Origin of the sequence: Paeniglutamicibacter psychrophenolicus, assembly GCF_017876575.1 — a bacterium.
GTDB classification, from domain to species: Bacteria; Actinomycetota; Actinomycetes; order Actinomycetales; family Micrococcaceae; genus Paeniglutamicibacter; species Paeniglutamicibacter psychrophenolicus.
In genome coordinates, this window is record NZ_JAGIOE010000001.1 from 2,917,991 (window position 1) to 2,931,943 (window position 13,953).

13 protein-coding genes are annotated in these 13,953 nt (G+C 65.2%); 9 read left to right on the forward strand and 4 right to left on the reverse strand.

All coding sequences use genetic code 11. The annotated features are described in order from the left end of the window. Positions 1 to 7 precede the first annotated feature (7 nt). From JOF46_RS22745 to JOF46_RS13265, 9 genes are all read left to right on the forward strand, one after another. Positions 8 to 976, forward strand: a complete 969-nt coding sequence (locus JOF46_RS22745) for an FKBP-type peptidyl-prolyl cis-trans isomerase (RefSeq protein WP_209907801.1) — start codon at positions 8 to 10, stop codon at positions 974 to 976. A 39-nt stretch (positions 977 to 1,015) separates the two neighbouring features. Beyond that, the gene (locus JOF46_RS13230; protein ID WP_113764504.1) at positions 1,016 to 1,411 is read left to right on the forward strand and encodes an FKBP-type peptidyl-prolyl cis-trans isomerase; all 396 of its coding nucleotides are present in this window, start codon (positions 1,016 to 1,018) and stop codon (positions 1,409 to 1,411) included. A 126-nt stretch (positions 1,412 to 1,537) separates the two neighbouring features. Continuing rightward, a complete protein-coding gene (locus tag JOF46_RS13235) occupies positions 1,538 to 3,493 on the forward strand; it encodes a helix-turn-helix transcriptional regulator (RefSeq protein WP_209907803.1) in 1,956 nt (651 codons plus the stop codon). A 5-nt stretch (positions 3,494 to 3,498) separates the two neighbouring features. Next, positions 3,499 to 3,855 (forward strand): hypothetical protein, encoded by a 357-nt coding sequence (locus JOF46_RS13240; protein ID WP_209907805.1) that lies wholly within the window; start codon positions 3,499 to 3,501, stop codon positions 3,853 to 3,855. Positions 3,856 to 3,889: 34 nt separating this feature from the next. Beyond that, positions 3,890 to 4,114: a Sec-independent protein translocase subunit TatA gene (gene tatA / locus JOF46_RS13245; RefSeq protein ID WP_113764502.1), complete on the forward strand. Its 225-nt coding sequence runs from the start codon at positions 3,890 to 3,892 to the stop codon at positions 4,112 to 4,114. 6 nt (positions 4,115 to 4,120) lie between these two features. Then, complete coding sequence (gene tatC / locus JOF46_RS13250; protein WP_342592443.1) at positions 4,121 to 4,957, forward strand: twin-arginine translocase subunit TatC; 837 nt, start codon at positions 4,121 to 4,123, stop codon at positions 4,955 to 4,957. A 69-nt stretch (positions 4,958 to 5,026) separates the two neighbouring features. Further along, positions 5,027 to 7,816 carry a DEAD/DEAH box helicase gene (locus JOF46_RS13255; RefSeq protein ID WP_209911898.1) on the forward strand — a complete coding sequence of 930 codons (2,790 nt, stop codon included), beginning with the start codon at positions 5,027 to 5,029 and terminating at the stop codon, positions 7,814 to 7,816. Between the two features lie 88 nt (positions 7,817 to 7,904). Further along, a complete protein-coding gene (locus tag JOF46_RS13260) occupies positions 7,905 to 9,524 on the forward strand; it encodes an amidohydrolase (protein ID WP_209907807.1) in 1,620 nt (539 codons plus the stop codon). 535 nt (positions 9,525 to 10,059) lie between these two features. Beyond that, on the forward strand, positions 10,060 to 10,788 hold the full coding sequence (locus JOF46_RS13265) for a polyprenol monophosphomannose synthase (protein ID WP_071215001.1): 729 nt from the start codon (positions 10,060 to 10,062) through the stop codon (positions 10,786 to 10,788). Positions 10,789 to 10,887: 99 nt separating this feature from the next. Here the strand turns inward: JOF46_RS13265 and JOF46_RS13270 are convergent, their stop codons facing one another. From JOF46_RS13270 to JOF46_RS13285, 4 genes are all read right to left on the reverse strand, one after another. Continuing rightward, entirely contained in the window at positions 10,888 to 11,247 is a 360-nt protein-coding gene (locus JOF46_RS13270; protein ID WP_209907809.1) for an RNA polymerase-binding protein RbpA, read from the reverse strand. Positions 11,248 to 11,428: 181 nt separating this feature from the next. Continuing rightward, entirely contained in the window at positions 11,429 to 12,364 is a 936-nt protein-coding gene (locus JOF46_RS13275) for an SPFH domain-containing protein (RefSeq protein WP_209907811.1), read from the reverse strand. Between the two features lie 59 nt (positions 12,365 to 12,423). Beyond that, a complete protein-coding gene (locus JOF46_RS13280) occupies positions 12,424 to 12,891 on the reverse strand; it encodes an NfeD family protein (RefSeq protein WP_209907813.1) in 468 nt (155 codons plus the stop codon). A gap of 161 nt (positions 12,892 to 13,052) precedes the next feature. After that, on the reverse strand, positions 13,053 to 13,925 hold the full coding sequence (locus JOF46_RS13285) for a methyltransferase domain-containing protein (protein ID WP_209907815.1): 873 nt from the start codon (positions 13,923 to 13,925) through the stop codon (positions 13,053 to 13,055). Between the last annotated feature and the right edge of the window lie 28 nt (positions 13,926 to 13,953).

Here is a 13,953-nt window from a genome sequence, read left to right on the forward strand (position 1 = left end):
TGATTTCGTGCGCAAAGTTATGGCACTCGTTGCAACGGCCTCGTTGCTGCTGGTGACGGCCTGTGGTTCAACCACGATGGCGTCCAGCGGCGACACCGCCCCCCTGGCTTCGATCAAGGTCACCCCGGGTTCGGATGACTCGTCCGATCCCACTGTCACCTTCGACACCCCGCTGGTTGCCACGGCAACCGCCGCCAAGGTCCTCGTCGAGGGCAAGGGCGAGGCGATCAAGGAAAACCAGAACATCAAGTTCAAGTCCATTGCCTACAAGGCAACGGATGCGAGCCTGCTCGGATCGGGCTTCGCCGGCGAACCGGTGACCCTGCCGACCAACGAGGAATTCAAGGCCCAGCTCCCGGCGCTCTACGAGACGCTGATGCAGACCAAGGTCGGCTCCTGGATCGCCATGGTCGAACCTGCAGCCGAAGCAGCGGCCACCGACGGCGCATCGCCTTCGGCAAGCCCGGAAGCGGCCCAGGCCGAAACCGTGGTCGTGCTGAAGGTCGTCTCCACCGAAGAGATCCCCCCGGCCGCACCGCCTTCCAAGAAGCTCGGCGCCGACGAGGTCAAGAAGCTCAAGGACGCCGGAGCGCTGCCGACCTTCGAAATGAAGGACGGCAAGCCGGCCATCACCATCCCGAAGGGCAAGGATGCGCCGGCCGGCCTGGTCGTTGACATCGTCAAGGAGGGCACCGGCAAGGTTGCCACCGCCACCTCGAAGGTCTCGGCCAACTACACCGGGGTGCGCTGGGAAGACGGCAAGCAGTTCGACTCCAGCTACGACCGGGGCAAGGCCTCGGACTTCGGACTCGATGGCGTCATCCCCGGCTGGACCCAGGGCCTGACCGGACTGAAGGCCGGCACCCAGGTCATGCTGACCATCCCGACGGATCTGGCCTACGGACCGGATGCCGCGGCACAGGGAGCCCCCGAGGGCACGCTGGTCTTCTTCGTGGAGCTCAAGGAAGTAAAGTAGCTAGGACGTTTCCAGCAAACAACTGAAAGGACCTCACCCATGTCTTTTGGACAGCGTGAATACGACCGCACCAAGCCCGAGATCGATTTCCCCGGAACCGATGCCCCGACCGAGCTGAAGATCGAGGACATCGTCGTCGGCGACGGCGCCGAGGTCGTCCCGGGCTCCAACATCTCGGCCCACTACGTCGGCGTGGCCTGGTCCACCGGCGAGGAATTCGACGCCTCCTGGAACCGCGGCACCCCGCTGGACTTCCGTGCCGGAGTCGGCCAGGTCATCCAGGGCTGGGACCAGGGCCTGATCGGGATGAAGGTCGGCGGTCGCCGCCGCCTGGAAATCCCCTCGGAAATGGCCTACGGTTCCCGTGGCGCCGGCGGAGCCATCGGCCCGGACGAAGCCCTGATCTTCGTCGTGGACCTGGTGGCAGTGCGCTAGGCACGACTTCACCGATCGACGCCTTTGGCCGTGTTTTCCCATGTTGAACCGGGAAAACACGGCCAAAGGCAGTTAACGCGGCGTTGCATTGGCACGGGTTCGGCGGCACGGGGTAATCTTGCGGACGTGGCTCAAATTAATTCCGGTGGTCCTTCCCGTGCCGAGAAACTCGTCAGTCTCACCTATGCGTTGATCAACACCCCGCACGGGTATTCCAAGCGTGAGTTGCGCAAGATCGTGGACGACTACCAGGGGCTGAACGACGCCGCCTTTGACAGGAAGTTCGACCGGGACAAGAAGGACCTTCGCGAGATGGGTGTTCCGGTGAAGACCCTGGGCACCGGATCCGACGAACGGTACCTGATCACCCCCGAAAGCTACAGGCTGCCCGAGGTCAGCTTCAGCACCGAGGAAGCCGCGGTGCTGGGCCTGGCTGCCCAGCTGTGGAAAGACACCGACCTGGAATCCTCCGCCTCGCGGGCCAACGGCAGGCTCTCGGCCGGCCTGGAAGACACCGGCCGCGGGGTTCGGTTCACCGAATACGTCCCGCGGTTGCACGCCGCCGGGCCGGCCTTCGCTGCCTGCCTGGAAGCGGTCTGGGCACACCAGGTCGTCTCCTTCGAGTACTTCGATGCGCAGGGGCGCACCAGCGAACGGACCATCGATGCCTGGGGGATCGGATCCCGCTTCGGGAACTGGTACCTGGTGGGCATGGACCACAATCGCCGGGACGTGCGGATGTTCCGGCTCACCCGCATCCTCAGCCCCATCCACACCGGCAAGGCCCACGACTCCCGCCCCGCCGGGTTCTCCATGGCCCAAACCCTGGGCCGGCTTGACCCCGACATCGCCGGGCAGACCGCCCGGATCTCGGTGGCCAAGGACACCGGCTGGGCCTTGCGCTCCCGCGCCGCATCCATCACACCGGGCCGGGACCGCGACGAACTCTCCCTGCAATTCCACGACCTCATGGCACTGGCGGCCGACGTGGCCAAGCTCGGCGCCCACGCCCGCGTGCTGGATCCGGCACCGCTGGCGGCCGTGGTGCGCCGGAAACTCGACGGGGCGCTGGCAGCCTCGAACCTCCCGGTCCCCGACTACAAGCTGGGCAAGCGCCGCAACGCCGGCCGTCCACCGTCCACCGAGGCCGTGGCCCGTAACCTGGACATCATTTCCTACGTGGCAAGCCACGGTTCACCCAGCGTTGTGCAAACGGCCACCCACTTCGGGTTGACTGAAAAGCAGCTGCTGGCCCACCTGCAAACCATCATGATGTGCGGGGTGCCCAACGGCTTGCCCGATGAACTGATCGACGTGGAATGGGAGGCCGGCACCATCAGCATCAACAACGCCGAGGCCCTCAACGCCCCGATCAGGCTCAGCCTTCCCGAGGCCGCCACCATGCTCGCGGGACTGGCCTCGCTGCGCGGGCTACCCGGATTCGAACACGCAGGTGCCGTCGATTCGGCCTATTCGAAGCTTCAGGCCGCCGCCGTCGGATTCGAGGGCCTGGAAGCGGTTTTGTCCATCACGCTGCGTTCCGCCGAGGAAAACGAGATCCATGCAACCCTGGCCCGGGCAATCCGCGAACGCCGGGTTGTCGAGCTGACCTACTACAGCGCCTCCAGCGATGCCGTCACGGTCCGGCGGGTCGAGCCGATCCGGCTGCTGGAGAACGCCGGCCGCCAGTACCTTCGTGCCTTCTCGATCCCCAACGACGAGATCCGGTCTTTCCGCATCGACCGGATCCAGTCCGCGACCCTCCCCGGGACGGGCTTTAACTTCGATGCGCAGCGGCACGAGGACGATGCCGACATCTTCTTCACCCCCGGTCCCGCCGACGAACTCGTGGTGCTGGGCTTTGCCCCGCGGCTGGCCGCCCTGGTGGAGGAATACGCACCGGAGAGCTGGGCCAAGGCCGGGGAAGAGCACATTGCCGAGATCCGGATGCCCTCCACCTCGACCATGCCGGGCATGGTCGCCTACCACGGAGGGGACCTGCGGGTCATCGGCCCCGATTCCTTGCGCACCGAGGTCGAGGCCTGGCTTCGTGCGGCAGTCGACTCCCTGGAAGTGAAGTAGCGATGTTGCCTTGGTGGTTTTGGGTCCTGCTGTGGACGGTGCTGGTCTTGGCCACGCTGCTTTTCCTGGTGCTGGCCGGGATCAGGCTCTTTCGCGGCTTCATGGCGCTGGCCCACGAGGTCGGCGAGGCCATGGACCGCACCGGCGAATCGTTGGATGCCGACGCCGCCGACCGCGACTACCCCGAGCCCCCGGACAGGACCCCGGCAGGGGTGGCCGCGCTGTTCCAGGATCCCGATGCCGCACGCCAGGGATACGAGTCCGGCAAGCTTCGGCGGGCCACTGCCCGCCGCAACACACGTGTGAAGCGCAAAGCCCTGCGCGGACAACCCCAGCGCGTAGGCGATTTAGAACTGTTCTGACGTAGACTTAACTCGATTGAAAGGTAGGTTCCCCATGGGTGGAATCCAAGGATGGCATCTCGTCATCATCGTAATTTTGGCGCTGCTGCTGTTCGGCGCCCCGAAGCTTCCCGGTTTGGCACGCTCCGTTGGCCAGTCCCTGCGGATCTTCAAGTCCGAGGTCCGCCAGATGAAGGACGACGACAAGGCTCCTGCTGCCGGCGACGAAACCGTCGAGGGCAAGATCGTTGATCCCGACCGTCGTGAGAACAACGCCTAATATTTCGTGAGCGAACAAGAAGCTGCTGCCACCAAGGGGCGGAAGAAAAATCCCGAGGGCCGCATGGCCCTGAAGGAACACCTGGTCGAGGCCAGGAACCGTCTCTTCATCTCGCTGATTGCCCTGGTACTGGGAACGGTCGGAGGGTTCTTCCTCTATGACAATGTCCTCGAGCTGATCATCGCGCCGGTTCGCGCGTACGGCGGCGAAGTCAACTTCACCTCCGTGATGGCACCCTTCGACATCATGCTCAAGACATCGCTTCTCTTGGGCTTGGTCTTCTCCGCGCCCATCTGGATCTACCAGCTCTGGGCCTTCATCGTCCCGGGCCTGAAGAAGAAGGAACGCAACACCGCCATCGGCTTCGCCGCCGCGGCGGCACCGCTGTTCATCCTCGGCGTGGGCATGGCCTACTGGGTGCTTCCGCACGCCCTGAAGTTCTTCATCTCACTGACCCCGGAAAACGCGCAGTCCTGGCTGACCACGGACACCTACCTGCCGTTCGTCTTCCGCCTGCTGATCGCCTTCGGACTGGCCATGCTGGCCCCGGTGCTGATGGTCGGGCTGAACATGGTCGGAGTGCTCAAGGCCAAGCTGATCATGAAGCACTGGCGCATCACGGTCTTCCTGATCGCCCTCGTGGCCGCCATGGCGGCCCCCGGTGGCGATGCGATCACCATGTTTGCGCTGGCCGGTCCGCTGTTCGTGACCTTTGCGACGGCAACACTGATCTGCCACCTGAACGACAAGAAGCGCGACAAGAAGCGTGCACAACTTGAGGCGGAAAACGCCGCCAACGCAGGCGAGGGGTCCAGCATTCCCGACTCGCCGGATCTTCCATAGGAACGCCCGTGTCCGCAACACGGACGCGGGCGCACCTACTACCCTCCTGAAAGGGGTCGCAGCGTGAGCATGCCGGCCGAGCGATACACCGCAGCCAAGGAACAACCACAGGAGGAAGGAACCGGACTTGCCGAGTTCCGGGCCACCCTGTGCTTCGACCTTGATCCCTTCCAGGAGGAGGCTTGCCGTGCCGTCGCCACCGGTTCCGGTGTGCTGGTCGCCGCCCCGACGGGCGCGGGAAAGACCGTGGTCGGCGAATTCGCCATCTTCCAGGCCCTGCGTTCCGGCCGCAAGGCCTTCTACACCACACCCATCAAGGCGCTGAGCAACCAGAAGTACTCCGACCTCGTGGCCACCTACGGCCCCGAGCGGGTCGGGCTGCTGACCGGGGACATGACCATCAACGGCGAGGCCGAGATCGTTGTCATGACCACCGAGGTGCTGCGCAACATGCTCTACGCGGATTCCGACACCCTGGATTCCCTGGGCTACGTGGTCATGGACGAGGTCCACTACCTGGCCGACAAGTTCCGCGGGGCCGTGTGGGAAGAAGTCATCATCCACCTGCGCGACGACGTCCAGGTGATCTCGCTTTCGGCCACGGTCTCCAACGCCGAGGAATTCGGCGGTTGGCTCGACACCGTGCGCGGGGACACCAGCATCATCGTCTCCGAGCACCGCCCCATTCCCTTGTTCCAGCACGTCATGGTCGGTGGCCGGCTCCTTGACCTTTTCGCCGAGGATGTGTCCTTCGACCAGGTCGCCAACGCACCCGAGCGCGCCGCGGAGGTCAACCCCGAGCTGACCAAGATGGCCCACCGTTCCATGGCCGGCCCACGCTCACAGCGCGGTCGCTCGCGCCGTGGCGGGGGAACCTGGGGGGAGCAGCGTGAGCAGCTCAGCACCCGCGTTTCGCGACCCGACATGATCATGGCCCTTGACCAGGCGGGGCTGCTGCCCTCGCTGGTGTTCATCTTTTCCCGCAATGGCTGCGACGCGGCCGTTGCGCAGTGCGTGCGCTCGGGTCTGGCCCTGACCACCATCGCCGAAGCCACCGAAATCGAACAGTCCATCGACCTGGTGGCACACAAGCTGCCGCCGGACGACCTCGAGGTGCTGGGCTTCTGGCCATGGCGCGAGGGCCTGATGCGCGGCTTCGCGGCCCACCACGCCGGGTTGCTGCCGATCTTCAAAGAAGTCGTCGAAGACCTCTTCGTCCGCGGCCTGGTCAAGGCCGTGTTCGCCACCGAAACCCTGGCCCTGGGAGTGAACATGCCCGCCCGCTCGGTGGTCATGGAAAAGCTGGAGAAATTCAACGGCGAATCGCACGTGGCCATCACCGCGGGGGAGTACACCCAGCTGACCGGCCGCGCCGGGCGCCGTGGCATTGACGTCGAGGGCCACGCGGTGGTCCTGTGGCAGCAGGACACCGAACCGGCCGCGGTGGCCGGGCTCGCCTCGAAGCGGACCTATCCGTTGAACTCGAGCTTCCGCCCCACCTACAACATGTCGCTGAACCTGACCTCGCAATTCGGGCGGGAACGGGCCCGCGGCATCCTGGAGACCTCTTTCGCCCAGTTCCAGGCCGACCGCTCCGTGGTGGGCATGGCCCGCCAGGTCCGCTCCCGGGAGGAGTCGCTGGCCGGGTACAAGAAGTCGATGACCTGCCACCTCGGGGATTTCACCGAATACGCGGCGCTGCGTGCCGAATTGTCCACGGCCGAAAAGGATGCGGCGAAAACCGTTTCCCGGCTGCGCCGCGCGTCGGCGACCGAATCCCTGGAAGCGCTGGTGCGCGGCGACATCATCGAGGTCACCGGCACCCGGCGGCTCGGACGCTGCGTGGTCATCGAACAGGATTCCGCCTGGAACGACCCGCGCCCGACGGTGCTGACCGAGGACAAGCACATCCGCCGTGTCGGGGTCCAGGACCTCAATGGCCCGGTCGAGGTCATCTCACGGATCCGGATCCCCAAGGGCTTCACCGGGCGCAGCCCCAAGGAACGCAAGGACCTGGCCGCTTCGCTGCGCAACGCGCTGGACGAGGCCCGCCCGCCGCGCGATGACGCCCCGGAGTACAACTTCACCGGCAGCGACGAGGAGGAAGCCCGCATCAGCCAGCTGCGCGCCACCCTGAAGGCCCATCCCTGCCACGGGTGCCCGGAGCGCGAGGACCACGCCCGCTGGGGTGAGCGCTACTCCAAGCTTTTGCGCGACACCAACAAGCTCCGCTCCCAGATCAGCGGCCGCACCAACACCATTTCCAAGACCTTCGACAAGGTGGCCAAGGTTCTGGAGGACTTCGAGTACCTGGTGCCCGCGTCCGACGACCTGGGCCAGGCGCAGATCACCGCTGCCGGGCAGCGGCTGCGCCGCATCTACGGCGAACGGGACCTGCTGACCTCGCTGGTCATGGAGACCGGGGCCATGAACGAAATGACCGCGGAGGAGCTGGCCGGTTTCATCTCCGCACTGGTCTTCCAGGCGCGGCGCGAAGACCACGGGCCCGATCCGCGCATGCCCACCGCGAAGATCCAGATCGCCTGGGAAGCAGCGGTGAACCTGTGGTCGCGGCTCTCGGATGTCGAGGCGAATGCCGGCCTGCCCGAGACCGCCGCCCCGGATTCCGGGCTGATCTGGCCGATCTACAAGTGGGCGCGCGGCTCGGACCTGCGCGAGTGCCTGCGCGGCACCGACCTGGCGGCCGGCGACTTCGTGCGCTGGGCCAAGCAGGTCATCGACGTGCTGGACCAGCTGGCCAAGATCCCCGACCTGGACGCGGGGTTGGCCAGCTCCTGCAACCGTGCGGTCCAGCGCGTCCGCCGCGGGGTCGTCTCCTATTCAAACGTTGTCGACTAGGACTTCCGCTACCGGGCGCGGCCCGGCACCCGTTGGTTCGAAGCACGCCGAGGGATTCGTGCGTGCCTGCTTAAAGCAAAGGTAAGAAATGTCTGTTGAGTTGTACCGCAATGGTTCCATCTATTCCCCTGCCGATCCCTTCGCCACAGCCATGCTGGTCGAGGACGGCACCGTGGCGTGGATCGGCACCGAATCCGCCGCCGGCGCGCTGCTTGATGCGCGGATGACGGAGATCGATCTGCAAGGTGCCCTCATCACCCCGGCGTTCGTGGACTCGCACGTCCACCTTGGCTCGCTCGGCGCCCGGCTCAACGGGCTGGACCTGGGCGGCGCCCGCAGCGTCGGCGAGGTGCTCGAGGCCGTTGCCGCCGCGGCAACGACGGGCAGCGGCATCCTCCTGGGTGCCGGGTGGGACGAATCGACCTTCGGCGACGGCACGTTGCCCACCTCCGGGCAGCTGCAGCAGGCGGCCCCCGACCGCGAGGTCTACCTGGCGCGCGTCGATGTCCATTCGGCCCTCATCAGCCCCAAGCTGGCCATGCGCTTCGGACTGTCCGAAGGTCCCGAATACACCGGCGCCCTGGTCCGCGGGAAGGCCCACGGGCGCATCCGGGATGCCATTTTCGCCTTTGACGAAGCCACCAGCTCCGAGAACCGCAATCGTGCCCTGGCACACCTGGCCTCCACCGGGCACGGGACGGTCGTGGAGATGGCTGCCGGTCAGATCTCCGGCCGCGCGGACCTCGAGGCGTTGCTGGCCCGCACCGACGCGGAAAAGGCCGCAACCCCCGAGGTCTTTGCCTACTGGGCGGAACTCGTGGGCACCGAGGACGAAGCCCGCACGCTGCTGGCCTCGTTCAATTCCGGTGCAGTGGTCGGACTGGGCGGGGACTTGAACATCGACGGATCGATCGGTTCGCGCACCGCGTTGCTCCGGCAGGACTATGCCGACGCCGCCGGCGAACGGGGCACCTCCTACCTTGGCATTGAGCAGATCAGCGCGCACGTGGCGGCTTGTTCCCTGGCCGGGATCCAGGCTTCGTTCCACGTCATCGGGGATGCAGGTCTCGATTTGGCTCTTGAGGGCTTTGCCAAGGCAGCCGAATCCGTGGGCCTGGCCAAGGTCCAGGCCGGGCGGCACCGTCTGGAGCACGTGGAAATGGTCGACGCGGCCGCACGCGCCCGGATGCTGGACTTCGCCTTGACCGCATCCATGCAGCCGGGATTCGACGCGGCTTGGGGAGGGGAAGGCGGCCTGTACGCCCAGCGACTGGGCGATTCCCGGGCTGCCGGAATGAACGGCGTGGGGCAGTTCCTCTCGGCAGGCGTCCCGGTGGTCATCGGCTCCGATGCACCCGTCACCGTGGCCAGCCCGTGGGCAGCGGTTAAGGCCTGCCTGGAATTGAGTGATCCGCAGGCACGCATCTCGGCCAGGGCGGCATTCATGGCCCACACCCGCTCCGGTTTCCGTGCCCTGGGGTCGCCGAATCCGATGGCGGGGCAGCTGGTCAACGGCGCCGAGGCCACGTTTGCGATTTGGGATGCCGCCGAGCTTTCCGTGCAGACACCTGACCTCCGCGTCTCGTCGTGGAGCACCGATGCCCGCGCCGGCACCCCGATGCTCCCGGTGCTGGAAGACGAACTGCCCAATTGCCTGCGCACGGTGCGTGCCGGCAACGTGATCTTCGACGCGATGGGCGCGGCTTAGGCGGATCGGGGCTTCCCCGCCCATGGGTTCAGGGAAACAGCGTTTTGGCAAGGTCTGAATCGAAGTGTTTGCGCGACGCTTCGGCAAGTTACTCGAATGCCGGTCAGCCCGCCATATATCGGTTGACCTGATCGAATTCACGTAGCCAGTGGTCCGGAAACGGTTGACAGCTAAAAACTGGACGGTAGGCTGTAACCAGTGTCTGATCCTTCGATCCGGCTTACCGGTATTCCGGTCCGCAAGAACAAATTGACCCCGTTGGCATTAGATAACACCTTCTTGGCCGCTTGTCGGTCGGGAGGGACGGACCGAAGCCGCGGGGTCGATTTGTGTGCTCCGCCGATTGGTTGAATCGTCTTGCGCATCACACGGCGGGGAGCCGGGTTTCGGGGGAGCGGTTGCGTATAATTGTGCACTGACCCCCACCCGATCCCTGAAGCCAGCCGCAGCGGGTTAACGCTATGCGGCATGTTGGCACTTGGCCCCTTGAGGCCCTCTTCCGCGGATCGTTCCATCAGCAGAAAGGGACTGCCGCGTGCGCGTAGTCACGATCATTCCGACCTACAACGAGCTTGAATCGCTGCCCATCACCGTGGGCCGCTTGCGTGCCGCGGTGCCTGATTCGGATGTCTTGATCGTTGACGACAACTCCCCGGACGGCACCGGCGCCCTGGCAGACAAGATGGCCGCCGAGGACAAGTCCATCCACGTCATGCACCGCACGGGCAAGGCCGGCCTGGGCGCCGCCTACCTGGCCGGGTTCCGCTGGGCCTTGGACGCCGGATACGACGTCCTGGTGGAGATGGATGCCGATGGTTCACACAAGCCCGAGCAGCTTCCGCTGCTGCTGGCGGAAATCCCCAAGGGCGCTGACCTGGTCATCGGTTCGCGTTGGGTCAAGGGCGGCTCGGTCGTCAACTGGCCGCTGCACCGCAAGATGATTTCCCGCGTGGGCAGCTTCTACTCCCGCACCATGCTGGGTGTGAATCTGCGCGACATCACCGCCGGCTTCCGCGCGTTCCGCCGCGAGACCCTCGAGGCACTGGACTTCAATGCCATCGAATCGGTTGGCTACGGCTTCCAGGTCGACATGACCTTCCGCGTGGCCCAGCTGGGCAAGAAGATCGTCGAGGTGCCGATCACCTTCGTCGAACGCGAGCTTGGTGTCTCGAAGATGAGCGGAAACATCGTGGTCGAGGCCATGCTGAACGTGACCCGGTGGGGCCTGAGCGCCCGCTGGAAGAAGCTGACCGGCCGCAAGTAAGCACCCCTCGGCCGCATCCCGGATGCGGCCGGACATGGCGAGGGCCCGAATGGATGATCCATTCGGGCCCTCGCCCTTGCTGCAAAAAGAGGGGTGTTGTTAGCCCTTCAATGCTGCCTGGGCTGCACCACGAGTGGTACGCAGCTTATCCAAGCGATCCTTCAGAATCGTTTCCAATTCCTCGATGGAACGACGCTCGAGGAGCATGTCCCAGTGGGTGCGCACCGGCTTCTCGGTGCTCTCTTCTTCTTGGACTTCACCGTTGACCAGCTTGGCAACCTTGCCGGTCTTGGACATCCAGGTTGCCGGGATATCTGCCTCAGCGGCAAAAATCACGAACACCTGCTCGCCGTCTTCGCAACGATATTCAACGCGCTGGCGCGCTGCTGGCTCCACGCCAGCCTCAGTTTCCATGCTTTGTGCGCCAAGGCGCATTCCTCGCAGGCTGCGATCGCTCATGTTGTCTCCCTACTGCGATTACATACGGGTTCGGCTACCGATTTCAACGTCCCGGTTCAGCGTAAAATTCCCGCGGGGCGCAAGTCTCGAAGTTTCCATTATACGGCCCAAACGCGGCTTCGGGCGGGCATCCTCGTTTGTGAGGTCGCCCGCCCGATATTTTGCCGCCTGAAACAGGTCGTTACATCAGGGTGTTGCTGGTGCCTTCCGGCTTCTGGTCGTCGCCCGGGCCTTCGTTGAAGTTGCCCAGCGCCCCGCCGATCCCCTTCAGGGCCTCGCCGACCTCGCTGGGAATGATCCACAGCTTGTTGGCGGAGCCTTCGGCGATCTTCGGCAGCATCTGCAGGTACTGGTAGGCCAAAAGCTTCTGGTCCGGCTTGCCGGCGTGGATCGCGTCGAAGACCTTCTGGATGGCCGCCGACTCGCCGTCTGCACGCAGGATCGCTGCCTTGGCGTCGCCTTCCGCCTTCAGGATGGATGCCTGGCGTTGGCCCTCGGCGGTAAGGATTGCCGACTGCTTGGTGCCTTCGGCCGTGAGGATCGCTGCACGGCGGTCGCGCTCTGCACGCATCTGCTTCTCCATGGAATCCTGGATCGACAACGGTGGATCGATGGCCTTGAGCTCGACACGGGAGACGCGGATGCCCCACTTGCCGGTGGCCTCGTCAAGGACGCCACGCAGCTGGCCGTTGATTTGGTCGCGGCTGGTCAGCGCCTCTTCGAGGTTCAGGCCGCCGACGACGTTACGAAGCGTGGTGGTCGTCAGCTGCTCCACTGCCTGGATGTAGTTCGCGATTTCGTAGGTTGCTGCACGCGGCTCGGTGATCTGGAAGTAGACCACGGTGTCGATGGAAACAACCAAGTTGTCCTCCGTGATCACCGGCTGCGGCGGAAAGCTCACAACCTGTTCGCGAAGGTCCAGCATCGGCAGCAAGCGGTCAACAAACGGAATCAAGATCGTCAGCCCGGGAAGCAGGGTGCGGTGGTACTTGCCCAGTCGCTCCACGATCCCGGCCCGCGCCTGCGGCACGATGCGCACGGAGCGCAGCAGCACGATGATCACGAAGATTGCCAGTACTACCAGGACGACCGTGAGGCCAAGGCCCGATGTTTGCATCTCTTCTCTCTTTCGTTGGGGCGCCATGTTCCAGGCGCCGAAAACTTGTCTTGGAGTTGCTAGTCCAGGCCGGGCATTTGGGTGCGGAGCGTGATGTAGGCCGTTGCCCCTTCGATGCGGACCACCGAGCCATAGGTGCCCGGCTGCAGGGCGACATCGTCCTCGGTCCGTGCCGACCAGGTTTCCCCGCCGATCTTGGCACGCCCGTTCATCCTGGAGGTGGGCTCCAGGACCAGGGCGTCTTCGCCGATGAGCCGATCGACATTGGTGCGCAGCCCTTCGGGGTCCTTACGCAGGTGCCGCAGCGCGATGGGGCGCACCAGCATGATCATGAGCAGCGCCGTGACGCTGAAGACCACCATCTGCAACCAGAATTCCCCGCCAAGCAGCGCAACGGTCACGCCGCCCAGGGCCCCGACCCCAAGCATGATGAAGTACAGGTCAAGGGAAATCATTTCGATGATGGCCAGCAAGAGGAAGAGCGCCAGCCAAACAACCCATGCGTTGGTTACGAGCCAGTCGTACATTGTTGCCCCTTAAGTCCAGATGTGTTGGATACACACCAACCTCTATGCCTTCCATTTTGCCCGATGGGCATGCCGAATCGAATCAGCACAAGGGACGATGTTCCGCTTCGGGCCCCTCATCACTGCGATGAGGGGCCGCCCGGCGACGGCGTTTTGGGCGCTCAGCCGATCCGGCGGAATTCCTGGATGCGGAACGCCGCGGTGACAAGCGTGGCGGTTCCGGCATCCGCGAGTCGGCTGCGCAGGGTCTCGGGGTTCAGGTGGTGCCCGGCCGGGCCCATCATGGCCAGCTCGAAGGCGGCCTCCGGATCCAGCACGAGGGGGATCTTGACCTCTTCGGTGGCCCGAAGCTCGAAGCGCCCGCCCATCGATGCCACGACGCCCGCGGCCTTGTCGGCGGCGATCCCCAGCAGGCCCAGCAACGCCGCACCCTCGGCCAGGTGGCCGGGCAGCGGGGTCACGACCATGGCTGTTCCGCCCGGGCGCAGCACCCGGGCGAATTCGGCACCGTTGTGCGGGGAGAAGATGTTCAGCACGACATCGAAGGATTCGTCCTCCAGCGGCAGCTCGCGCCACAGGTCCCACACCAGTGCCAGGGTGTCGGGGAGTTTCGCCGCGCGGCGCATCGCGTAGCGGGAGATGTCCAGTGCCACGGCGCTGGACGCCGATGTCCCGGGCAGGGCCTGCAGGACCTGGCGGAGGTAGTAGCCGGTCCCGGCGCCCGCATCGAGAAGCCGGGGGCGCTCGTTTCCCCGCAGGGCGTTGCGGACCCGGTGGCCCAGGGCCTCGGCCAGGGATTCGTAGTGCCCGGCGTCCAGGAAGGAGGCCCGGGCAGCGACCATGGACGCCCCGTCCTCGGTGAAGTTGGTTCCCTTGCCGGTGAGCAGGTTGAAATAGCCCTGTTTTGCGGCGTCAAAGCGGTGCCCGGCCTCGCACCCCAGACGTGCCGGGCGGCCCGGCTGGTGCTGCAGGGACAGCCCCAACTTGCAGACGGGGCAGCGAAGTCCCTGGTCGAGAGGTGTTGGCTGCTGCACGTGTGTCCTTCGTCTCAGTGAATTCGAT

What these genes read in the sequence shown, in the direction of transcription:
- JOF46_RS13230 (WP_113764504.1), top strand. Translation starts at nt 1,016, where the DNA reads ATGTCTTTTGGACAGCGTGAATACGACCGCACCAAGCCCGAGATCGAT.
- JOF46_RS13255 (WP_209911898.1), top strand. Translation starts at nt 5,027, where the DNA reads ATGCCGGCCGAGCGATACACCGCAGCCAAGGAACAACCACAGGAGGAA.
- JOF46_RS13275 (WP_209907811.1), bottom strand. Translation starts at nt 12,364, where the DNA reads ATGCAAACATCGGGCCTTGGCCTCACGGTCGTCCTGGTAGTACTGGCA.
- JOF46_RS13260 (WP_209907807.1), top strand. Translation starts at nt 7,905, where the DNA reads ATGTCTGTTGAGTTGTACCGCAATGGTTCCATCTATTCCCCTGCCGAT.
- tatA (WP_113764502.1), top strand. Translation starts at nt 3,890, where the DNA reads ATGGGTGGAATCCAAGGATGGCATCTCGTCATCATCGTAATTTTGGCG.
- JOF46_RS13270 (WP_209907809.1), bottom strand. Translation starts at nt 11,247, where the DNA reads ATGAGCGATCGCAGCCTGCGAGGAATGCGCCTTGGCGCACAAAGCATG.
- JOF46_RS13280 (WP_209907813.1), bottom strand. Translation starts at nt 12,891, where the DNA reads ATGTACGACTGGCTCGTAACCAACGCATGGGTTGTTTGGCTGGCGCTC.